This is a genomic window from Peribacillus folii (assembly GCF_030271255.1).
Taxonomy (GTDB): domain Bacteria; phylum Bacillota; class Bacilli; order Bacillales; family DSM-1321; genus Peribacillus.
This window is the reverse complement of sequence record NZ_JASJOM010000014.1, coordinates 26173-50198: the sequence shown is the minus strand read 5'-3', so window position 1 is coordinate 50198 and position 24026 is coordinate 26173. Positions and strand designations below refer to the sequence as shown.

Sequence of the window (24026 nt, the reverse complement as noted above, 5' to 3'; positions counted from 1 at the left end):
GCGTCGATGAATAATTTTAGATTTGGGATACGCCAGAAGATTATTACTGGCTATATTATCGTGATTATTTGTTTAATTGCGTCTATTTGGGCTGTAACGAAACAGTTAGATACGATGAACACGGAAAGGAACTTTATCGTCGAGCATGATTTCGCGGTTAGGGATATCACAAACCGAATTGAAAAAGATCTTTTAAAGCTGGAATCGGACCAGAGGGCATATATCATTACGGGAGAGCAGAGCTATTTAGAGCCGTATAATGAAATGCGTTCCCAATTGACAGGAGACTACAATGCACTTAGGGAGCTTCTATCCGACAATCCGAAACAGCAAAAAAAACTTGATTCGATTAATGAAAACATCAAGCGATGGGTAGCGGTCGCAGGTGATCCGTTCATTAAACTTAAGGAGCAGAACGATACAGCGGGTATTCGCGAATTTTTTAAAGAAGAACGGGGAAAAGAAGAGATCGATAACGTCTTGATCCAATTTGAAACCTTCCGAAACAAGGAAAAAGCGCTCACGGAACAACGTGCGGAGAGTTTGAACGATCAAAACCAGTATCTGAAAATTGGTCTCTTTAGCATGTTAGCCTTCGTCATCATTGCCTCTGTTGTCCTCGCGATGATAATTTCCGGATCCATCCTCAAAACGTTAAAAGCGGTTGTGGCAAGCATTCGTGCAATGGCAAACGGCAGTGACTTGAGCGGGCGGATTCACGTTAAGACCAACGATGAGATTCGGGATCTTGGAGAAGCGACGAACGAACTTCTGAATTCATTTGAAGAACGGGATTGGCTGCAAACGAATGTTACAAAAGTCGTTAGTAAGGCCCAAGGCATATCCTCAGTGGAGAACCTTGCGGAGACATTTCTATCCGGTGCCGCTAAAATAACGGGATCATCATTTGGAGCTTTTTATAGTAAAGAAGGAAAAGGGAAAGGAACTAGGTTTGTAAAAATGGCTTCCTTTGCAGATTCGGAGAATGATGCAGGAAGAGAGAGTTTCAATCTCGGACAAGGCTTGATCGGCCAATGTGCACTTGAAAAACGGATGCAAGTGATCAATGGAATGGAAGCAGACTATCAGTTGATTTCTTCTGGATTGGGAGAAGCAAGGCCGAGCAGCATTCTGATTGCTCCAATCATTCATGAAGAGGAAGTCATCGCCGTATTTGAACTTGCGAGCCTTAATGAATTTACGGAGCAGCATATCGCTTTTATAGATACTGTACTTGAAACATTCGGGCTAACCATCAATAGTGTCATCGATCGCATGGAGATTGCACGATTATTAACTGAATCTCAGGCGATGACCGAAGAACTTCAGGCACAATCCGAAGAATTGCAGAGTCAGTCTGAGGAACTGCAGATGCAGTCAGAAGAATTACAAATGATCAATGAGCAGCTAAAAAATCGTTCACAAGAAGCGGAAGAAAAGTCAAGAGATCTTGAAAGCGCAAAAAAAGATCTTGAAGAGAAGGCGAAACAGCTTACGATTAGTTCTAAATACAAATCGGAATTTTTGGCGAACATGTCTCATGAACTGCGCACTCCGCTAAATAGTATTCTGATCCTATCTGAGATGCTTATTGAAAATAGCACTCGTTCTCTATCAGAAGAAGAATTAGAGTTTGCTGGAGTCATTCATTCTTCTGGGCAAGACTTGTTAAACTTGATCAATGATATTCTAGATCTTTCAAAAGTTGAAGCTGGAAAGCTTGAGCTTACGCTAAGTGAAGTGAATATAAGTGAACTTCCTGCCAGTTTAGAGAGGAATTTTTCACATATTGCGAACCAGAAGGGCCTTCATTTTCATATAAATATGAGCCCGGACGTACCGACCATATTCCAAACCGATGAGAAGCGTTTCCAGCAAATCATTAAAAATCTGCTTTCGAATGCCTTCAAGTTCACTGCGAAGGGTTCTGTATCCGTCCAAATCAAGAAAGTGCTGACGAACGTGAACTACACGGGTGTCGATTATTGGCTGGAGATTTCGGTTACGGATACGGGAATCGGCATTCCAAAAGAAACACATGCACTGATCTTTGAAGCATTCCAACAAGGAGAAGGAGCTACGAGTAGAAAATATGGCGGTACAGGTCTAGGGTTGTCCATCAGCACTGAATTTGCAAAAATTTTAGGAGGCAGAATCCAGCTCGATAGTGAAGAAGGAAAAGGAAGTACGTTCGCCCTTCTCATTCCGAGTATTACCGGAGACAGTATCTCTCGTGAAACATTTATAGAAGCATCGGCAGAAGTAGCAGCAACTCTTGAACAGGCCAATTCAGCCATAACGGCAGAGCCGGAAGTGGAACATGCCAAGTCCAATGAAGGTTTAGCCGATGAAAGTAATATTTTTTATGGTAAGACGGTTCTGATTACCGATGATGATCATCGTAATATTTTTGCATTAAGAAGAGCTCTTGAAAGTAAAGGGATGAAGATCCTCATTGCGAATAATGGCCTGGAATGCTTGGATGTACTGGACGAAAATAAAGGGATAGACCTCATTTTGATGGATATCATGATGCCTGAGATGGATGGGTACGAAACGATGAAGCGGATTCGTAACATAAAAGAATTTTCGGATATTCCGATTATCTCCCTGACTGCAAAGGCCATGAAAGATGACCGGAAAAAATGTCTGGAATCAGGTGCGTCAGACTATATTAGCAAACCATTGAAATTGGAACAGCTGTTTTCGGTGATGCATGTTTGGATGACAAAGTAAGTGGGTTACGTAGGTTTGCAAAATCAAGTCCTTGCACAGCAACCCATTAGGGACATAAAAATCATATAAGAGCAAGCCTCCTGCCCATTTTGCGACAGGAGGCTTTGTTTGTTGGTGAAGTGGAAGTGTGTTTGTTATTACTGCGGCTGCTCACCTGGGACATTCACATTGAAATGAACCCCGAACTTGTCCTTTACCATCCCGTACAAGGGGCTAAAATCCGTCTTATGAAGGGGAATAACGACTTGTCCGCCGTCTTCCAAAGCGGCGAAGATTTCTCTCGCCATTGCCTCTTCTTTAGGATGGATGGCAATTTGAATCGTATTGCCGGACAGATAAGGCATGTCTGCATACGTATCTGAGAACATGAGATCGGCTTCACCGACTTTCAAGTGTGCATGCATAACGCGATCCTTCATGTCATCCGTCAACGGATGATTCGGGTCAGCCGGCATATCTCCGTAAGTCATTATACCCATTACTTTCCCGCCAAGAGCTTTCTCGTAAAAATGGACCGCTTCTCTCGTGTTACCGTCAAAAAACAAGTACGGGTTCAAACTAATTGACATCACACAACACCTCCTTTGGAATAATCTGGTCATCTTATTTATGATACATCAAAATTGAGCTTGGGGAAACTGGACTATTCCAATTCTAGTTATCCTTATTCGATTAAATGACTCGATTGCTGCACAAAAGTAAAAAGGCAAATCGTTGATCAATTTCTCTCCCCTATATTACGGAGTATGCGAAAAGGTGTGGAATCGTAAGGTGAATTTAGATCAGTCATTTCAAAAAAAACCTGAAACTTCTACATAGCATAGAAAATACAGGGATTTTTATTCTGGCAAATTATATAAGAGTAGGTGCTTTTTGTTTCAAAAGGATAGAAAAGAGGGGCAACCTGTTAAAGAGGAAAATGTAGAAGAAACGGAATAATTATTTAAAGATTATAGTAGAGAGTGAAAATTGATGGTTTAGATGGCGGACTTTAAGAACGGAGGGCTCCAACGTTTGTAAATGGGCTATGTGAATGCAAGAAGCTAAATATTCAACTATATTTAATACAATAAAGAAAAATAATAATGGAGATTACTAGTAAAGGTCCTTTTTTGTCGAAAAATCGATAAATCACCGAATTCGCAGATAAAAGGCCTAGAATCGTAGATAAAAATCCAAATTCGCAGATAAAAGGCCAAGAATCGTAGATAAAAATCCGAATTCACAGTTAAAAGGTCCCGATTCGTAGAAAAATGCAGAATTCGCGACGCTTTTATTATAAGAATCCGTATACCTCAAGATGTTTCGCTGCCGTTGATCAGGAAGCATTACGCAAACATTTTCTTTCGTTACGTGAGAAATATAAGCCAAATATGGAAAATCATATGGGGATTTTAGATGATCCAATGGGGAACGAAATAATTTAATGGATAGTACAGCAAATGTGGAACACGGAAGCGTCTTATGGTTAAATATAAACCTACTAGAGGGCAAGGATAAAATGGTTGGCGTTCTGTAAACGAACAATCGGACGGTCTGATAGATCCACATAATTCTATATTTACAATGGATGTTACCCTCACTATAAAACTGTTCCGACGGGATAGATACAACAGAAGGGGAGCGGCCCCACCACGTACCATTCACACAGTTGAGCGGAGTAGTGCCCAGTGTTCTCCAGAAAAAGAGCGCTTGCATTTTTCGAAATATTGATTATAATACTTGTATACAAGTGTACTTGAACTCTATAAGAAGGTGAATGTATGGCAGAATCAAGGGAATTTCTTTATCCTGTAAAGTGGCTTTCAAAAGCTTCTGCTGGTGATCGGGTAACATCGGAGCTTAGAATGCGCATTATTTCGGGCATGATTGAAAGCGGTACCATCTTATCGGAAAATAAAATAGCAGCGGATTTCGGCGTCAGCCGCTCACCGGTCCGTGAAGCGTTAAAAATATTGGCCTCTGAAAATATCATCCGTTTGGAGAGGATGGGGGCCGTCGTCATCGGGCTGACAGAAAGAAAATATGCGGAAATCTATGATGTACGGATACTCATCGAGACATTTGTTTTCGAGCGCTTGGTGAGGGCAGCCACGGATGAATTGGTGATGGAACTTAGTAAGATTCTGGAAATGATGAAAATTTCGATAAAATACAGCGATGCGGATGAGTTTTCCTATCAGGACGTCCTGTTCCATGAAACGATCATTCGGTCCATCAATCATTCCTACATCCTGATGATCTGGGATAACTTGAAGCCTGTGATGGAAAGCTTGATCCTCCTTTCCATGCGCCATCGCATTTCAGAAAAATATGAGGACTTTACAAGGGTCATAAATAATCATCAGCTTTATATCGATGCGATCAAGACAAAAGATCGGGAACTCATGATCAAGTCGCTGCATGTGAATTTCGATGATGTTCAAGAGAAGGTTGAAGATTTATGGATGGCCCAACAGATGCTTTCAAAAGGAGTCGGACAAGAAAATGACTAGCTATATGTTAGGTGTAGACATCGGTACAACAAGCACGAAAGCTGTATTATTCACGAAAAAAGGCGATGTCATCGGGCAAGCGAATATGGGTTATCCACTTTACACGCCGGATATGACAACAGCGGAACAAGACCCAGAGGAGATTTTCCAGGCCGTTTTGAAAGCCGTTTCAACGCTAACGAAGCAGCATGCAGATAAACAGCCTTCATTCTTATCATTTAGCAGTGCAATGCATAGTGTAATCGTGATGGATGAACATGACCAGCCGCTAACCCCTTGCATCACTTGGGCTGATAACCGCAGTGAAGCTTGGACCCATATAATAAAAGAGAAATTGGGTGGGCATGAGGTGTACCAACGGACCGGGACACCCATTCACCCGATGTCACCATTATCCAAGATCACTTGGATCGTGAATGATTGCAAAGAGATTGCGGCCAAAGCTAAAAAATATATCGGGATTAAGGAATATATCTTTAAAAGGCTGTTTGATCAATATGTCGTCGATATTTCCCTTGCTTCATCGATGGGGATGATGAATCTCAAAAGCCTGGATTGGGATGAGAAGGCGCTAGGAATTGCGGGAATAACACGAAGTCAATTATCCGAGCTCGTACCGACAACAAGGATCTTCAACAATTGCGACCCGGATATCGCGAGACAGCTTGGGATTGATCCGCAAACCCCTTTTGTGATCGGAGCAAGTGATGGTGTCCTTTCGAACCTGGGTGTAAACGCTATCCGAAAAGGAGAAATTGCTGTCACGATCGGAACTAGCGGTGCCATACGGACAATCATTGACGAGCCGAAAACGGACGAAAAAGGAAGGATCTTTTGCTATGCATTAACGGAAAAGCACTGGGTGATCGGCGGTCCGGTAAACAACGGAGGGATGGTCCTTCGCTGGATTCGCGATGAATTTGCTTCTTCCGAGGTGGAAACGGCGAAAAGACTCGGAATCGACGCTTATGAAGTGTTAACCAAAATTGCCGAACGTGTAAGGCCAGGCGCCGATGGATTGCTATTCCATCCATATCTTGCCGGTGAGCGTGCGCCATTATGGAATCCGGATGTACGGGGCTCATTTTTTGGATTGACACTTTCACATAAGAAAGAACATATGATCCGGGCAGCCCTTGAAGGCGTCATTTACAATTTATACACGGTATTTTTAGCCTTAACCGAATGCATGGAGGGTCCCGTGACCCGAATACAGGCTACGGGAGGCTTCGCCAGGTCTGCGGTTTGGCGGCAGATGATGTCGGATATCTTCGAATCGGAGGTCGTCGTTCCAGAAAGCTACGAAAGTTCATGCTTGGGGGCTTGTATATTGGGTTTATATGCTGCCGGGGAAATCGATTCCTTCGAGGTCGTTTCCGAAATGATTGGCAATACCCACAAGCACACACCGAATGGTGCTTCGGTAAAGGAATACAGGCAAATATTGCCGATATTCATTAATCTATCAAGAGTATTGGAAAATGAATATACACAGATCGCGAACTATCAAAGAAACCTGATACATGCTACAAAGTAAACACATGGGGGATATACAATGCCATTAGTTATTGTCGCTTTAGGAATTGTCGCGTTATTGATCTTAATAATGGGCTTGAAATTAAATACATTCATTTCCTTGATCGTCGTATCGTTCGGAGTCGCCTTAGCACTGGGAATGCCGCTTGAGGAAATTGTAAAGACTATTGAAGCGGGATTAGGCGGAACACTTGGTCATTTAGCATTGATCTTTGGACTCGGCGCGATGTTAGGTAAGTTGATCGCTGATTCGGGCGGCGCGCAGCGCATTGCCATGACCCTTGTTAACAAATTCGGGGAAAAGAACATTCAATGGGCAGTCGTCGCAGCATCCTTTATAATCGGTATCGCTTTATTTTTTGAAGTGGGCTTAGTATTATTGATACCGATCGTATTTGCCATTTCAAGAGAACTAAAGGTATCGATATTGTATCTGGGCATTCCGATGGTTGCAGCGTTATCCGTAACGCACGGTTTCTTACCGCCTCATCCAGGACCGACCGTCATTGCCGGTGAGTATGGTGCAGATCTTGGTCAGGTCTTGCTTTATGGCTTCATCGTTGCGGTCCCGACCGTCATTATAGCTGGACCGGTATTCACGAAGATCGCTAAAAAATTAGTGCCTGCATCATTTACGAAAACGGGCAGCATTGCATCTTTAGGAGAACAAAAAACATTTAAAATGGAAGACACACCTGGATTCGGGATCAGTGTATTCACCGCCTTGCTTCCGGTCATTTTAATGTCGATTGCCACGCTCATCACTTTGTTGCAAAAAACGATGGGCTTAGAGGATAATGGTTTATTGGCAGCGATCCGATTTATTGGCGAAGCTGGCACTGCGATGCTTCTTTCCTTATTATTTGCAGTCTATTCGATGGGATTGGCAAGAAAGATCCCGATGAAAGATATCATGGATTCCTGTACAAATGCCATCCTGCATATTGGCATGATGCTCTTGATCATCGGGGGCGGCGGAGCCTTCAAACAAGTATTGATCGACGGCGGTGTAGGTGACTATGTGGCGGAATTGTTCAAAGGGACATCGCTATCACCGATCCTGCTTGCCTGGATCATTGCGGCCATCCTACGCATTTCCTTGGGGTCTGCCACCGTGGCGGCCTTGACGACAGCTGGCTTGGTCATTCCGATGTTAGGTCAGACCGACGTTAACCTTGCACTCGTCGTTCTTGCGACAGGAGCGGGAAGCTTAATCGCCTCGCATGTCAACGACGCCGGATTCTGGATGTTCAAGGAGTATTTTGGTTTAAGCATGAAAGAGACGTTTGCAACATGGACCTTGCTTGAGACGATCATTTCAGTAGCTGGATTAGGCTTCATTCTACTGATCAGTTTATTTGTATAAGGTCTTTACCGGCAGTAAATCCTTGATTTATAGGAGGGTTTACTGCCTATTATTCTTACATAAAAGGAGAAAAAATCATGTTCAATTCAATTGGTGTCATTGGTTTAGGGGTAATGGGCAGCAATATCGCCTTAAATATGGCGAGTAAAGGGGAACAAGTTGCCGTCTATAACTATACAAGAGATTTAACGGATCAGCTCATTGCCAAGCTGGACGGGCAGTCGCTCCATCCGTATTACGAAATCCAGGACTTCGTTCAGTCACTGGAAGCGCCAAGGAAAATTTTTCTGATGGTGACGGCGGGCAAGGCGATCGACTCTGTAATCGATTCATTGCTTCCTCATCTTGAACAGGGCGATATCATCATGGACGGGGGGAATTCCTATTATGTGGATACGGAACGCAGATATGATGACTTGAAACCTAAAGGCATCAGTTATTTAGGCATTGGTGTTTCTGGCGGGGAAGTCGGGGCATTGAAGGGGCCTTCCATCATGCCAGGAGGCGATCAGGACGCCTATGAAAAAGTAGCGCCGATTTTGACGAAAATCTCAGCCAAAGTAAATGAGGAACCTTGCTGTACGTATATTGGTCCAAAGGGAGCAGGTCATTTCGTGAAAATGGTGCATAACGGGATTGAGTATGCAGACATGCAATTAATCGCCGAAGCTTACACGTTTTTAAGGGAAAAGCTGCATTTGGAAGTGGATGAAATGGCTGACATCTTTGAAACATGGAACCAAGGAGAACTGAAAAGTTATTTAATCGAAATAACAGCCGAGATTCTAAGGAAAAAAGATGAAGTGACAGGCTTGCCGCTGATCGATGTGATTCTTGATAAGGCAGGACAAAAAGGCACAGGTAAATGGACCAGCATGCAAGCGATCGATAATGGCATACCGGCATCGATCATTACAGAGTCTTTGTTTGCACGTTACATGTCCGCGCTAAAAGAGGAACGGGTGAGTGCCGAAGACATTCTGACTGGTCCTGGGAATGTTGGGCAAGAGCTCGATAAAAACGAGTGGATCGAATATATTAGGCAAGCATTATATATGGGGAAGGTTTGTGCATACGCGCAAGGCTTCACCCAATATAAAATGTCTTCGGAACTTTACGGATGGGACCTGCCTTTAAAAGATATTGCATTGATTTTCCGCGGCGGCTGCATCATCCGTGCCGAATTCTTGAACGTCATCAGCGAAGCCTACCAAGATCAGCCAGATTTGGCGAATTTGTTAACGGCACCATACTTTGCCCAAAAAATCACCGACTATCAAGCAGGCATGCGGAAGGTTGTCAGTGAGGGAATCAACTCCGGCATCTCGTTCCCATGTTTAAGTGCTTCCCTTTCTTACTACGATAGTTACCGTACGGGCATCTCGAACGCGAACCTTCTGCAGGCGCAGCGTGATTACTTCGGGGCACACACCTATGAACGTCGTGACATGGCAGGGGTCTTTCACACAGACTGGCAGTAATATAATCAGTCAGTAAAATGGCTTAAAGAGTCGATTTATAAAAGGGTTGTCCCCAATGTCATGATTATGACTTTTAGGGATAACCCTTTTTATAAAAATTAAATGCAAAAAAAATCGCCCTTTTAAGTGAAATCAAGTTACCACAGACCATTTAGGAAACAAACTTTACTACCATACTATATTTAAGTCATGCTAGGAAGGGGTTGGCCCTCTTACTACAGCAATTCACCACCGCCTTGACCCCACACCTCAAAACGAGGGGGTGAGTTAATAGAAAGGGCAACCTTTTGATTCAAATGGAATACCTTTGTTCTTGTAGATTCATGTGGTCTAAAGGATAGACACTCCTAGTAAAACTTTATTTCTACCACCAGTTAATGCACATCCTGTACCTGAAAGGTATACAACTCCACCATTATTTATATTCATTGTTACAGTATTACTAAGTAATTTTGGTGTAGAGAAAAAAATCTACTTAGTCATCAATAACAGAGTAGATTTTGGCGGAATTTAGAAAAGGCCTTCATTTTCATAATATTTATTGAATTGTTCAGAGTACTTTTGTTTTAAATCCGCAATTTTTAACCACTTGTTTAATCTCCTATTCTTCTTAGTTCCGCATCATAAGTACCAGATCTAGTTTTTTTACTACCTAAATTTTTGACTGAACTAGCGCCTTTCCAAACGCCTCCGTGGTGTCCATCTTTATCTACAGTTAAATAGGCTGGACCTTTTCCTTTACCTCGTTTGAATACTTTTTGGCCGTGAGAAAGGTAGTTTGTTGCACGTATCCTAAATCTTCTGCGGCGGATTTTGCCACTGCTGCTGTTTTTGAACATGTTAAATATAGCTATTCATTTTTTAAACTAGAGAAGAAGGCTTTCTATACACGCGTGGGGTGAATAGGCAAACTGCATGGTTCGTTCATCTTTACTTAGGAATAACACTCAGAAGCTTTTTGTATTTTCTTTCTTTGGGGTCTTTTTTATTGAATGTTTATCCTTGAGAAATATTACTGTAGCGAGACTCCTGCGGGGAAAGCGCGCACCTGGAGTGGAGATGAACGTTTAATTTTAGACACTCAAATATATATATGACTTTTGAGCCATCTTTTGAAATAGGCTGGTTTTAACTAGGAGATTTTTGGATGGATGATATAAAATAAAAGCAAATAATCGCGAGTTTATTTATGAAGGCGCTTACATTATGACCAGAGGACTTTAGTTTTCTGGATAGGGGGAATATGATGAAAAAATGGACAATCTGCACACTGAGTTCATTTTTGGCGTTTTTTTTATTTGTACCGTTCACATCCTATGCACAAGCCAAACCGGATCAAGAGACTTCTGTGAGTAAGGAAGCGGGAAGGGCGTATCCGGTGCTGAAAAAGCAAAAAAACCGGAGGATGCGGGCTTTTCGTCGGAAAAGCTGAAAAAGGTCGATCAGTTGATTGAAATGGAGGTGGCTGCTGGGTTTCCTGGGGCTGCGCTGATTGTCATCAAGGACGGAAAAATCGTAAAACATGATAGCTACGGGTACAAGCGGAAGTTTGATGAGCATATGGCTCTTAAGCGGTTTCAGAAAATGGAAAACGATACAATGTTTGACCTTGCATCAAACACGAAGATGTATGCGACCAATTTTGCGCTCCAAAAATTGGCGAGTGAAGGCAAGCTCGATATCCAGGCAAGGGTGCAGCAGTATATTCCTGAATTCAAAGACACGGAAGCGGATGTGATTAAGGGAAAGGATACGTTGAGGATCGTCGATGTTCTCCATCATACAGCCGGGTTCAAGCCGGATCCGCAATATCATAATCCAGTCGTTTCAAAGGAGCTTTACTCTCAGGAGCGGAATAAAACGATTTCGTTCATATCGAAAACGCAGCTGACTTACGTTCCGGGAACACAGAACGTATACAGTGATGTTGACTATATGCTGCTCGGTGCCATTATAGAAAAAATAACGGGTCAGCCGCTTGATACGTATGTTGAAAATGAATTGTACAAGCCGCTTAACCTGAAACATACAAAATTCAATCCCCTTCGTAAGGGGTTCAAGCCAAAGGATTTTGCTGCAACTGAATTGCTTGGCAACACGCGGGATGGCGTAATTGATTTTCCTAACATTCGCACATACACCCTTCAAGGGGAGGTCCATGATGAAAAGGCATTTTATTCAATGGGAGGTGTTTCAGGTCATGCAGGTCTTTTTTCCAATACCGAAGATCTCGCTGTCCTGCTGCAGGTAATGCTGAATGGCGGAGGCTACGGCAAGCATGCTTTTTTTAATCAAGGAACGATCAATGAATTCATTGCACCTTCCGCGATGAATCCGACCTATGGGCTTGGCTGGAGGCGAAATGGCGATGCAAGCATGGAGTGGATGTTCGGTCCATATGCCAGTGAGAGTGCCTACGGTCACACAGGCTGGACGGGAACTGTCACGATCATTGATCCTGAAAAGGATCTAGGCATTGTTTTGCTTACGAATAAAAAGCATTCACCGCTCGTCAATCCTGCAGCCAATAGCAATCAGTTCTTCGGGGACCTCTTCAAAACAGGTAGTTACGGAAGTGTCATGACCGCCATTTATGAAGCATTGCAGAGCGATAAAAAATAGAAAAAGTGATATATATCGATAAAAATTTAAATATATCGACGAAATTTGGGATATATCAACGAAAATTCGAGATATATCTCCGAAAAATGAAATATATCTTCGAAAATCAGAATATATCTCCTAAGTGCGGATTATAACAATGAAAATCGAATTGCGGAGTTCGAGCAATAAAAAAATCAAGGCTATCACGTGATGTGATAGCCTTGATTATTATTTCACTAAACTTTTTAGCACATTATCAATGATTTGTTCGTTAGCGATTGCCCCAGTGTATAACCAGCTTTCGTCGGCAGAAAACTCGTGAACATTTCCTGATTTTACAGCAGGGATGCTTTTCCATAGTGCTTCATTAAGTGCTTTCGAGCCGGTGGATTTATCACTATTGATTAAGAATAGGTGATCGGCATCCATTTCCACTAGCTTCTCTAATGAAATGGCACTCCAGTTTCCTGTGGCACTAGCGGAGATTTCCTTGACAACACCCGGTTCCTTCAATCCTAAATCATCATACATGACAGCTCCGCTGGATAGGTTATCGCTAACGACGAAGAACTTGCCGCCGACTAGCCATACAGCTGCCACGGATGGATTGTCCGTTTCTTTTTCAAGCGTTTTTTTAGCATCCGCTGCTTTTGCCTCGTATTTGTCTAGAGCCTTCTTGGCTTCATCTTCTTTGCCGAATACTTCTCCAACGCGTTTAAGCTCATCGCGCCAGTCATTGTTCACTTCGGTACCGATTACATATGTAGGGGCGATTTTATTATATTGCTCATACTTCCCGCCTTCGACCATGCTTGCAGAGTCCATGATGATCAAGTCCGGTTTCATTTTTTGAACGGCTTCGAATGGAAGGTCGTGTGGAATGGTAGGAATTCCGTCAAGGTCATCCTGTAAATACCCTTGAACGCTTGCTCCGTCTTTGACACTCCATTGCGCGACCGGTTTAACGCCCAATGTGACAAGATTATCTTCAAGGTATGAAGCGATGACACGCTTCGGTTTGGCCGGAATCACCACTTTATGTCCCATGGCATCCGTTAATGTTCTTGTCTTCACTTCTTCTTTGGTATCTTTATTGGAGTTTTGCTCTGTTTTATTTGTCGAAGATTGGTTATCCTTCGCTTCTTCATTTCCACAGGCAGCCAAGGAAATGGCTAGCAGTCCAGCGCCTAAGAGTTGCAGCATTTTTTTCTTGCTTATCACGTTATACATTTAAATCCCCCTAAAGATATGATAAAATAATCTATGCATGATAATGATTCTCGATTTCAATTAATTTAAATATAGAAATCACTCATTGTCAATCGTTATTTTTGGGGATTTTCCCCTTGGAGAGTAGTTGTACAGATGAATTCAAAAACAAAAATCGACAAGGTACCGCTAAATACATATAAAAATAGAGTAACCAGCTTGGTCATCATGATAGCGGGCCTGGCATGCTTACTCCTTTCAATCATGGCTTCCATTAATTTCGGTGCCGCCGATTTGAGCTATCGGGATGTTTATAACGCGTTATTTCAGTTCGACGAGGACAATCCCGCCCATACGATCATTCGCCAGTTGAGATTTCCGCGGGCGATCGCTGCAGTCTGTGTAGGGGCTGCATTAGCCGTCTCGGGGGCGATCATGCAGGGAATGACGAGGAACCCGTTGGCAGATCCTTCCATACTGGGTGTAACCGCCGGATCATCGTTTTTCATTGCGATTGCGCTTGTGGTCATGCCGGGCATAACATATTTAGGCTTGATGATGTTCTCTTTTGCCGGTGCAGGGTTGGGCGCAGCATTAGTGTTCGGAATCACTTCGTTTTCAAGGGGCGGCATTACGCCTGTCAAGCTCGCACTCGCCGGCTCGGCCATAGCCTCCTTGCTAAGCTCGTTTTCAACGGCGGTCGGGATCAAATTCAATATTTCAAAGGATATTAGCTATTGGTTTGCCGGGGGGGTTTCAAGTGTGCAGCCGCAGCACGTATTATTTTCACTTCCGTTTATCGTGGCCGGACTATTGATAGCCTTGGTTCTTTCCCGCTCCATTTCCATTCTTAGCTTAGGGGAAGAGGTGGCCAAAGGACTTGGGCAAAATACCGGAATCGTGAAGCTTATCGGAATGATTGCGGTCCTGCTGCTAACTGGAGCTGCAGTATCGATTGCAGGCATGGTTGGGTTCGTGGGCTTGGTCATTCCCCATATCACTAGGTTTTTGGTCGGGAATGATTACAGGCTGATCATCCCTTGCTCCGCCATTCTCGGTGGGGTGTTATTGCTGGTTGCCGATATCGTCGGACGGATGGTGAATGCCCCATTCGAGACCCCTGTTGGGGCCATAACGGCCATCATTGGCGTTCCCTTTTTCCTTTACTTAGCTCGTAAGGAAGGGAGGGGTTTATGATGCCGCAGCGATCCGGCCCAAATGAGGGACGCTTTAAGAAGTTGCTTGCCTTAACAAGCATTTTAACCGTAATGGTATTTTTCATCAGTATTAATGCAGGCTACCTCAAGATTCCGCTGATGGATGTTATCTCAACATTATTAGGAAATGGCACTGCTGAAAATGAAATGACCATTTTCGATTTCCGTTTGCCCAGGATCGTTCTGGCGATACTTGTAGGAATGGGAATCGCCGTTTCGGGAGCGATTTTACAGGGCGTTTCCCAAAATCCAATAGCCGACCCTGGCATATTGGGCATCAACGCAGGAGCAGGATTCACGGTCGTACTTTATATGTTCTTTTTCCAGGGCACTGCATTCTTCAATGGAGGGTCTTCCGTGTTCATCATGCCCGTCACAGCTTTGCTTGGTTCCTTCCTTGCCGCATTTTTAATTTATGTTCTTTCTTGGAAAAAAGGGAAGGTGACGCCTTCGAGGCTATTACTGGTCGGAATCGGCATCAATGCTGCATTTGGCGCAGGATTGGTCATTTTCCAGATGAAAATGGAACCGAACAATTTCATGAAGGCATTAATTTGGTTATCGGGAACGATTTGGGGCACGAATTGGACATTTGTCTGGGCGTTATTACCGTGGCTGGTTGTCTTGATTCCATTCGCCATTTATAAATCAAAGGTTTTGGACGTCCTGGGCTTGGGTGACTCGATCGCAATCGGCGTCGGTGTAAGGATAGAAAGGGAGCGCAGGTTATTATTGATGATTTCCGTGGCACTGGCGGGTGTGTGTGTTTCCGTCGGAGGGGGCATTACCTTTTTAGGCCTGATTGCCCCGCATATAGCAAGAAGACTAGTGGGGGCAAGACATGCAAAGCTATTGCCATTGACTGCAATACTAGGTGCTTTATTGCTATTATCCGCCGATACATTGGGACGGGTCATCATGGCCCCGATGGAATTGCCGGTAGGCATCATCGTCTCGATCCTAGGAGCTCCGTACTTCATTTACTTGCTTGTAAAGAACATTTAGCAATATAGGCGGTGCAGGCCGATACGCTTAAAAGGCACTCCCTATAAAAATGGAATGCTTGAAAAGAGATTTTTATAACTCTGCGCAAATTGATGGAGATGCAGTCTGTATTTTGCAGGCGGCATCTTTTTTTAGGTTCCAATGCAGTGCGAGTCCTGTGAGACTACGTCATGAAACGATCCACATCCAAATCTTCCGAACCAAGGGGGAAATCTCGATTTATGAAAAGGAAGGGCAAATTCATAAAGCCCACATTCCGACGTGTTTTTTCTTATTAATGGTAGAAAGCATCTTAAGGGAGGGGTTTGTTTTGCCAGGAATAAGTTTGGATAAGGAGTCGGTGCGTTGAAAAGAAATCTAAAAAATAGGTTGACCGGACGGCTTGTACCCGCTTACAATAATATGTAGTTATTAGTCAATTTAGAAAATTGAAAATGAGGTCCTTGCATGACAAAGGAATTCGACAGAAGAATCGGGCGCCATGCAATCATGTACGCGTTTGCGGTAGAAGAGGAAGAAATTTCTTTAACAAATGAATTGAAGCGAATGAAATGGCTTTATGGAAAAGGCAAGGTCGGTTCGATGGAGCTGCAGAAAATAGTGGCGGCCATTGAAACATCAGCGAAAAGGCAGGGATTAGTCAATCCCGATATATATCGTGAAATGCATGCGCTGTACCATGCGATCATCGAGGCGTTGCATGGGGTGACACGGGGGCAGGTCGAGCTTGGCGGTCTATTGAGGACAGCAGGGCTAAGGTTTGCGATCGTCCGGGGCAGGCCGTTCGAGAACAGTGATGAAGGCGAATGGATTGCAGTTGCCGTGTATGGAACGATTGGCGCACCGGTTCGTGGATTTGAACATGAAGCGGTTGGCTTGGGAATTAACCACATTTAAATAAGCATTAGCCTATAGTTAATTAGTGAATTAGGGGGCTGTATTGATGACTGGATAAGTCTGTCAATATGGCCTCCTTTTTGTTTGGAAAAAAAGGATGAGGGGTGCAGGAAAATGATTACGTTAACAGGCCAAACTTTAACGATTGAAGATGCGAAGCAAGTATTGTACGGAGGGGCATTTGTCACGGCATCAGCCGAAAGTGTCGGGAAGGTGGAAAAAAGCCGGGAAGCGGTGGAGAATATCGTAAAACAAAAGAAAGTCGTCTACGGCATTACAACTGGGTTCGGTAAGTTCAGCGATGTGTTGATTGACGCAGGCGATGTTGAGCAGCTGCAGTGGAATTTGATCCATTCACACGCATGCGGAGTAGGGGAGCCATTTCCTGAGGTGGTTTCAAGAGCGATGGTCCTTCTTCGTGCCAATGCGTTATTGAAAGGGTTCTCAGGTGTAAGGCCTGTGGTCATCGAACGCTTGATCGAGCTTTTGAATGCGCAGGTCCATCCGGTCATCCCCCAGCAAGGCTCACTTGGTGCGAGCGGCGACTTGGCGCCTCTTTCCCATTTGGCTCTGGTATTGATGGGGGAAGGCGAAGTGTTCTATAAGGGGGAGCGGATGGAAGCCATCACGGCATTATCGAAAGAAGGCATACTGCCGCTGACACTTAAAGCGAAAGAAGGACTGGCATTAATCAATGGAACGCAGGCAATGACGGGGATGGGCCTCGTCAATTTCATCGAAGCGGAACAGCTTGCCCACCAAACGGAGGCGATTGCTTCCTTGACGCTGGAAGGGCTTCGCGGCATTGAAGACGCCTTTGATGCCGATGTTCATCTTGCCCGCGGCTATCGCCAGCAAACGGAGGTGGCGGAACGGATCCGCCGCATGATCAATGGCAGCAAGCTCATCACCAAGCAAGGGGAGCTTAGGGTACAGGATGCCTATTCGCTTCGCTGCATACCGCAGGTGCATGGGGCTTCGTGGCAGACCCTTGATTATGTAAAAGAAAAGCTGGAAATCGAAATGAATGCTGCGACGGATAATCCGCTTATCTTCGATGATGGTGAAAAAGTGATTTCAGGAGGAAACTTCCATGGTCAGCCGATAGCATTTGCGATGGACTTCATGAAAATTGCCGTTGCCGAGCTTGCCAATATTTCCGAACGCCGGATAGAGCGGCTCGTCAATCCGCAGCTGAATGATTTACCGCCATTCTTGAGTCCGTCACCCGGTTTGCAATCGGGAGCGATGATCATGCAATATTGTGCAGCTTCACTCGTCTCTGAAAATAAGACATTGGCCCATCCGGCAAGTGTGGATTCCATCCCATCCTCAGCCAATCAGGAAGATCATGTTAGCATGGGAACGATCGGTTCGCGCCATGCGCATCAAATCATCCAAAACGTCCGCCGCGTTTTGGCGATTGAGCTCATTTGTGCCCTGCAGGCGGTGGAATACCGTGGAATTGAGAAGATGGCTCCATTCACGAAGGATTTTTACGCAGAAGCAAGAAAGATCATTCCAAGCATCACACAAGATCGCGTCTTTTCCAAGGATATTGAAGCAGCTGCTAGCTGGCTGCTTGAAATCGACTGGAACTCGTTCATTCATGGAAGCTTGCCCACGGCATAATGAAGTGGAATGACGGCATGCACTGTGGTTTCACTCCAAAACGTTAGGCTTACGAACCCCTTACCGGGTTTTTAGGCCTGACATCGTTGCATAACGTACATAGTTCCAAATCTCTAAGGTATCTTTTTTGTAGGTAAAAACACTAGATTGTAGGGAAAAGCCAAAGCTGCAAACGATTGAATGCTCGACATAGCTTTAGAGATAAAAAATGCCTGGTCGGAGGGGAATTTATTTTGGAAAATCGCCAATTGCAACTGCCCGAAAAAAATGAACAAAACGAGCCGCCTCATTCTTTGCAAAGAAAACTGAAAGCACGCCACCTGACGATGATTTCCTTAGGCGGTGCGATTGGAACGGGACTCTTTCTAGGAAGTGGTCCGGCCATCCATTCTGCTGGTCCTGGCGGGGCATTGGTCGCATATGCCGTCATCGGCATCATGGTTTATTTCATCATGACAAGCCTAGGGGAATTGGCATCATTCATGCCGGTCAGCGGTGCTTTCAGTACGTATGCTACAAGGTTCATCGATCCTGCCCTGGGATTTGCGCTTGGCTGGAATTATTGGTTCACTTGGGCGATGACGCTTGCCGCAGAACTATCTGCCGCAACGATGGTCATGAAGTTCTGGTTTCCGCACAGTCCGTCATTTTTATGGAGCTCCATGTTTTTAGTTTTGATCTTCCTGTTGAATTACGTATCCGTTAAAGGATATGGGGAAGGGGAATATTGGTTCTCGCTCATCAAGGTCGCAACCATCATCATTTTTATCGTTGTCGGTATATTGATGATCTTCGGGATCATGAATGGAGAGGCAATCGGCTTTAAAAATTTCACGGTAGGTGATGCTCCATTTGCTGGCGGATTTTTGGCGACATTGGGAATTTTCATAGCTGCCGGGTTTTCTTTTCAAGGAACGGAAATCGTCGGTGTCGCAGCGGGTGAAAGTGAGGATCCGGCGAAGAATGTTCCGAAGGCCGTTCGCAGCATCTTTTGGAGGATTTTCCTGTTTTATATTTTAGCGATACTTGTCATCGGTCTGATCGTTCCATATACGAATGGGAGCCTTCAGGGACACACGATCATGGTCAGCCCGTTTACGATGGTTTTTGAAAAAGTGGGACTAGCATTTGCAGCATCGGTGATGAATGCCATCATTTTAACTGCAGTCTTATCAGCAGGCAATTCAAGTCTTTATGTGACAAGCCGGATGCTGTACTCCATGGCAAACGAAGGACTGGCACCAAGGATTTTCGGAAAGCTCAACAAGCGTGGCGTTCCTATTTGGGGACTGATCGTCACCTCACTTGTGGGAATGCTGGCATTTTTCGCATCCATATTTGGTGATGGAGTGATATATGTTTGGCTGATGAATGCCGTCGGAGTCACCGGTTTCATCTTTTGGCTAGGCATAGCGGCGAGTCATTACCGTTTTCGTAAAGCTTATATCGCCCAAGGACATTCACTGGCTGACCTTCCTTATCTGTCGAAATGGTTCCCTTTCGGTCCGATATTTTCCTTTGCCCTTTGTTTCTTCGTTTTATTGGCGCAAAACTATCAAGCATTTCTTGGAGATCACATCAATTGGGCCGGCGTAATGGCCGCTTATCTTGGCATCCCGTTTTTTCTCGTGATGTGGCTTGGCTATAAGTTCATCAGGAAAACGAAGGTGATTCCGTTAGACAAGTGCCGGATTGATTTTGATGAACATAAAGATGTGTAATGACCCTTGCAATTCGAATAAAAAAACCTTGAAATGGAAACTATTTCAAGGTTTTCTTTTGTTCTTTTTGGGGAATAAGATACCAGATTATTTAAAGGTGGAACGATAAAAAATCTTCAGTGGATTTTTTTGGATATTTATAGATTGAAAAAAAACTGAAAAAAATTCGCGGTGAAGGGTTTAACTTTATTTTTCGACATGTGAGAACGTTGGTATAGCAACGTTTTTTCAAGATTTCGGAGGCCTTGGAATGTAACGCGGATTTGGACATTATAGGCAAGAATCAAGCTATGGATCATTTGAATTTATAATTAGAGTTTGTTAAGGTAATGAAGTGCTTTAGGGATTAAGGTTCAGTCCGAGTGCGTGGACTGACCGAAACTTAAAATAAAAAAACCATTATATTTCAGTTGGTATATGCTGTGCCTGTTCGATTCCTCGTTAGTATTGCACCTCTTTTCCCTGCTTGAAATACCCAAACATACGGGAATCCTTTATTCATTTTTTTCAATGCGTTTTGGTGTCATACAAAGTATCATTCCACCTGATCAAGGAAAATGAAAACTTTAGAGGAGAATCTTTTGTCCAGGCGTGGACAAATTCTCTAAGTGGAAATCGTTTATAGTACAGGTGGTGTAGGTTGTGCCTGCTTGTTCCCTCCGTGCTGTGATTGCACCTCTTTTCCCTACTTGAATTGCTCAAATAATCACACATATATCATCCAATTAAAGAATTCCTTCTTGGGAACAATATATAACAAGAAGGCCCCCGGATATATGCGTCAAATCCGCTTTTTTGCCCTATATATGGTATTAAACATAAGAAAAAAGTGTAGAGCTGGAAATTGTTTTAGCATTTCTGTTATTTCAAGGGACTTGAGCATTAATCATCGTCACTCGCATAAAACGGGAAAATTCAGCAAAACTGAATCATATGGGCAACTATTAGAATGAGGTGACTTGATGAAGCCATATGTAGAAGTCAGAAATGTCTCGAAAATTTTTGGCAAATCTCCAAAAGCAGCAACAGATTTATTGATTCAAGGCAAATCAAAAAAAGAAATCCTGAAAGAAACGGGACAGACTGTCGGCGTCAATAATGTGAATTTCGAGATTTACCCTGGAGAGATATTTGTGATCATGGGGCTATCCGGAAGTGGAAAATCGACGTTGATCCGCATGTTCAATCGACTGATCGATCCGACCCTTGGTGAAATTTTGATTGGCGGGGAAGATATCGTAAAGATGAATGCCGCCCGTTTAAGAGAAGTCAGGCAAAAGAAAATAAGCATGGTGTTTCAGAACTTTGCTTTATTCCCGCATAAAACGATATTGGAAAACGCCGAATTCGGTCTCGAGATCCAAAAGGTGGATTCTGCGAAACGTCAGGAAAAAGCGATGAAGGCTCTTGAGGCAGTTGGCTTGAAAGGGTATGAAAATCAGCTTCCGTCACAGCTTAGCGGCGGCATGCAGCAGAGGGTCGGATTGGCTCGGGCGCTTGCAAGTGACACGGATGTATTATTGATGGATGAAGCGTTCAGCGCCCTTGATCCATTGATCCGTAAAGATATGCAGGATGAATTGGTTGAAATTCAAGATCAGTATAAAAAAACGATCATTTTCATTACCCATGATCTTGATGAAGCTTTGAGAATTGGGGATAGAATTGCGCTTATGAAAGATGGAAGTGTGATTCAGCTGGGAACACCAGAACAAATCATGATGAATCCAGCCAATGAATTTGTCGAGAAGTTCGTGGAAGATGTTGATTTATCAAAAGTATTGACGGCCTCTCATGTAATGATCCGTCCAGAGAAAATCTCAGTTGACAGAGGACCGAGGGTTGCCTTGGAGATCATGCGCAAACAGGGGTATTCCAGCATTTTCGTTGTGGATAGGAAGCAAAAATTATTGGGTGCGGTGACGGCCGAGCAGGCTCGTCAGGCCATGAGCCATAATCAATCGATTTCCGAAGTGATGACAACGGATATCCCTACCGTCAAAGAAGATGAATTATTAGGAAACCTTATGGACGTGATGGCTACTTCAAGCTTGCCGATCTCTGTCGTAGATGATGAAAAACGTATTAAAGGAATTCTACTTCGCGGTGCCGTGATCGGTGCCTTGGCAGGTAATAAAGATTCCTTGAATGAAATGGAGAGTGAATAATTCAATGAATATGCCGAAAATCCCACTAGGAGCTTGGGTCGATTCTTTAGTGGATTGGATAACTATTGCATTTGCTGGATTATTTACACTCATTACGAATGTGATTGAAGGTCTCTTGAACATACTTGTAGACGTAATGAGCGCCGGGCCATCAATCGTATTGATAGTAGTGCTAACCCTCCTGGTTACCTACACAAGCAGATGGCCATTGGGAATCTTTACACTCATCAGCTTGCTGTTGATCGATAACCTTGGTTATTGGGAATCAAGCATCCAAACACTGGCAATCGTCATATTGTCAGGATTCCTAACGATACTGATCGGGATACCGATCGGGATATGGTGCGCCCAAAATAACACGGTGCGCAAGATCGTCACCCCAGTTTTGGACTTCATGCAAACGATGCCCGCATTCGTTTACTTGATACCCTCGATATTATTTTTTGGGATAGGAGTAGTACCGGGAATCATTGCATCATTCATTTTTGCTATTGCACCAACAATCCGGATGACTAATCTTGGGATTCAGGAAGTGCCTAATGATTTGATTGAAGCATCGGATGCTTTTGGCTCGACCAGCGGCCAGAAGCTGATCAAGGTTCAAATACCGTTGGCCACCCCGACGATCATGGCAGGGGTCAACCAAAGCATTATGCTTGCACTTTCCATGGTAGTTACAGCTTCATTGGTCGGTGCACCGGGACTTGGGGCAGATGTTTACCGTGCTGTCAGCCAAATAAATGTAGGGCAAGGTTTTGAAGCAGGACTATCCATCGTCATCATTGCAATCATTCTCGATCGTATTACGCAAAACATACGTAAGCCAGCTTACGACCACATCGTTAGCAGAAAAATCATTGCTATCGTTCTTGCGATACTCGTTGTTGGTACGGCACTATTCACAACGTTTGCAAAAGAAGCGGGTGTGAAGGGCGATGACAATAGCTTTGCTGCCAAAGCCAATTATGAAATCATCGGAATCGAACCTGGAGCAGGAATAATGAAGCAAACCAAAACCGCTATTTCCGATTATAAGCTGGATGATTGGAAGCTTGTCGAAGGATCTTCGGCTGCGATGGTAGCTGAACTGAAAAAGGCCATCGATAAAAAAGAACCAATCGTCGTGACAGGTTGGACACCGCATTGGATGTTCTCGAAATATGACTTGAAATATCTCGATGATCCGGATAAAGTATATGGCGGAGCTGAAAATATCAATTCGATCGCCAGAAAAGGTCTTGAACAGGATGCGCCAGGGGCCTATAAAATTCTTGATCAGTTCTACTGGGAAACGAAAGATATGGAAAATGTAATGGTTAATGTTGCAGAAGGAATGACTCCTTCAGAGGCAGCAGATAAGTGGATAAAAGAACATCAGGACAAGGTATCCAAATGGACCAAGGATGCTGCGCCAGGAAATGGTGAAAAAATCAAATTGGTTTATGTTGCCTGGGATACTGAAATTGCCAGCACGAATGTAATTGGCAAGGTATTGGAGAAAAACGGGTATGACGTAACATTAAGCCAAGTTGAAGTGGGACCAATGTTTGCCGGTGTTGCAAACGGAAGTGCCGATGCCATGGTGGCTGGTTGGCTTCCAAGTACACATATGGAGTATTATAATAAGTACAAAGCCGATTTGGTCAACCTTGGACCAAACTTAAAAGGAACGAAAAATGGTCTGGTCGTACCTGATTACGTCGAGATCGATTCGATTGAAGACTTAAAATGATTGAAAAAGAGGGAATCTCATCAGAGATTCCCCCTTTCAGTTTGAGGGCAAAAGGGGCCCGTTGTTAAAGTTATAAAAACTCGATTGGAGCGGGTGACTTCTGCGGGATAAGCACAATCACCGTCCGAATGGTACAAGCTACCAAAAAAGTAGACAAACTCGATTTCCCCTAGTTTGCCTATAGTCCGAGAAGGGCTCTTATTAAAATTCTTTTAGTCATCACAAGT

At 43.9% G+C, this 24026-nt stretch carries 14 protein-coding genes and 2 pseudogenes; 13 read left to right on the top strand and 3 right to left on the bottom strand.

Features of this window, described 5'->3' with window-relative positions; genetic code table 11:
- The first annotated feature begins 6 nt into the window (after nt 1-6).
- Nucleotides 7-2736: an ATP-binding protein gene (locus QNI08_RS19800; RefSeq protein ID WP_285769102.1), complete on the top strand. Its 2730-nt coding sequence runs from the start codon at nt 7-9 to the stop codon at nt 2734-2736.
- A gap of 137 nt (nt 2737-2873) precedes the next feature.
- Here QNI08_RS19800 and QNI08_RS19795 read toward each other — a convergent pair whose 3' ends face one another.
- The gene (locus QNI08_RS19795) at nt 2874-3305 is read right to left on the bottom strand and encodes a VOC family protein (protein WP_285769101.1); all 432 of its coding nucleotides are present in this window, start codon (nt 3303-3305) and stop codon (nt 2874-2876) included.
- 1194 nt (nt 3306-4499) lie between these two features.
- On the opposite strand from QNI08_RS19795, the gene QNI08_RS19790 reads away from it, so the two are divergent.
- The 4 genes from QNI08_RS19790 to gnd all read left to right on the top strand — a co-directional run bounded on the left by QNI08_RS19790 (nt 4500) and on the right by gnd (nt 9614).
- Nucleotides 4500-5231, top strand: a complete 732-nt coding sequence (locus QNI08_RS19790) for a GntR family transcriptional regulator (RefSeq protein WP_285769100.1) — start codon at nt 4500-4502, stop codon at nt 5229-5231.
- The gene (gene gntK / locus QNI08_RS19785; RefSeq protein ID WP_285769099.1) at nt 5224-6768 is read left to right on the top strand and encodes a gluconokinase; all 1545 of its coding nucleotides are present in this window, start codon (nt 5224-5226) and stop codon (nt 6766-6768) included. The genes QNI08_RS19790 and gntK overlap by 8 nt, the downstream gene beginning before the upstream one ends.
- Before the next feature lie 18 nt (nt 6769-6786).
- A complete protein-coding gene (locus tag QNI08_RS19780) occupies nt 6787-8133 on the top strand; it encodes a GntP family permease (protein ID WP_285769098.1) in 1347 nt (448 codons plus the stop codon).
- A gap of 77 nt (nt 8134-8210) precedes the next feature.
- Nucleotides 8211-9614 carry a decarboxylating NADP(+)-dependent phosphogluconate dehydrogenase gene (gnd, locus tag QNI08_RS19775; RefSeq protein WP_285769097.1) on the top strand — a complete coding sequence of 468 codons (1404 nt, stop codon included), beginning with the start codon at nt 8211-8213 and terminating at the stop codon, nt 9612-9614.
- Nucleotides 9615-10207: 593 nt separating this feature from the next.
- Here gnd and QNI08_RS19770 read toward each other — a convergent pair.
- Nucleotides 10208-10434, bottom strand: a pseudogene (locus QNI08_RS19770) (toxin C-terminal domain-containing protein); the annotation flags it as partial.
- A gap of 426 nt (nt 10435-10860) precedes the next feature.
- Between QNI08_RS19770 and pbp4b the strand changes: the two are divergent.
- Nucleotides 10861-12236, top strand: a pseudogene (pbp4b, locus tag QNI08_RS19765) (penicillin binding protein PBP4B).
- A 210-nt stretch (nt 12237-12446) separates the two neighbouring features.
- Here pbp4b and QNI08_RS19760 read toward each other — a convergent pair.
- Nucleotides 12447-13448 carry an ABC transporter substrate-binding protein gene (locus QNI08_RS19760; RefSeq protein ID WP_285769096.1) on the bottom strand — a complete coding sequence of 334 codons (1002 nt, stop codon included), beginning with the start codon at nt 13446-13448 and terminating at the stop codon, nt 12447-12449.
- Between the two features lie 135 nt (nt 13449-13583).
- Between QNI08_RS19760 and QNI08_RS19755 the strand changes: the two genes are divergently transcribed.
- The 7 genes from QNI08_RS19755 to QNI08_RS19725 all read left to right on the top strand — a co-directional run bounded on the left by QNI08_RS19755 (nt 13584) and on the right by QNI08_RS19725 (nt 23799).
- Nucleotides 13584-14624: a FecCD family ABC transporter permease gene (locus tag QNI08_RS19755; protein ID WP_483313799.1), complete on the top strand. Its 1041-nt coding sequence runs from the start codon at nt 13584-13586 to the stop codon at nt 14622-14624.
- On the top strand, nt 14621-15649 hold the full coding sequence (locus QNI08_RS19750) for a FecCD family ABC transporter permease (RefSeq protein WP_285769095.1): 1029 nt from the start codon (nt 14621-14623) through the stop codon (nt 15647-15649). Before QNI08_RS19755 ends, QNI08_RS19750 begins: the two co-directional genes overlap by 4 nt.
- Before the next feature lie 447 nt (nt 15650-16096).
- Nucleotides 16097-16546, top strand: a complete 450-nt coding sequence (gene hutP / locus QNI08_RS19745; protein WP_285769094.1) for a histidine utilization transcription antiterminator HutP — start codon at nt 16097-16099, stop codon at nt 16544-16546.
- A 114-nt stretch (nt 16547-16660) separates the two neighbouring features.
- On the top strand, nt 16661-18178 hold the full coding sequence (gene hutH, locus QNI08_RS19740) for a histidine ammonia-lyase (protein ID WP_285769093.1): 1518 nt from the start codon (nt 16661-16663) through the stop codon (nt 18176-18178).
- A 326-nt stretch (nt 18179-18504) separates the two neighbouring features.
- Nucleotides 18505-19899, top strand: coding sequence for an amino acid permease (locus tag QNI08_RS19735; RefSeq protein WP_285769136.1), 1395 nt, complete (start codon nt 18505-18507; stop codon nt 19897-19899).
- 962 nt (nt 19900-20861) lie between these two features.
- Nucleotides 20862-22067 (top strand): quaternary amine ABC transporter ATP-binding protein, encoded by a 1206-nt coding sequence (locus tag QNI08_RS19730; RefSeq protein ID WP_285769092.1) that lies wholly within the window; start codon nt 20862-20864, stop codon nt 22065-22067.
- 4 nt (nt 22068-22071) lie between these two features.
- Nucleotides 22072-23799 carry a glycine betaine ABC transporter substrate-binding protein gene (locus tag QNI08_RS19725; protein ID WP_285769091.1) on the top strand — a complete coding sequence of 576 codons (1728 nt, stop codon included), beginning with the start codon at nt 22072-22074 and terminating at the stop codon, nt 23797-23799.
- Nucleotides 23800-24026: the final 227 nt, after the last annotated feature.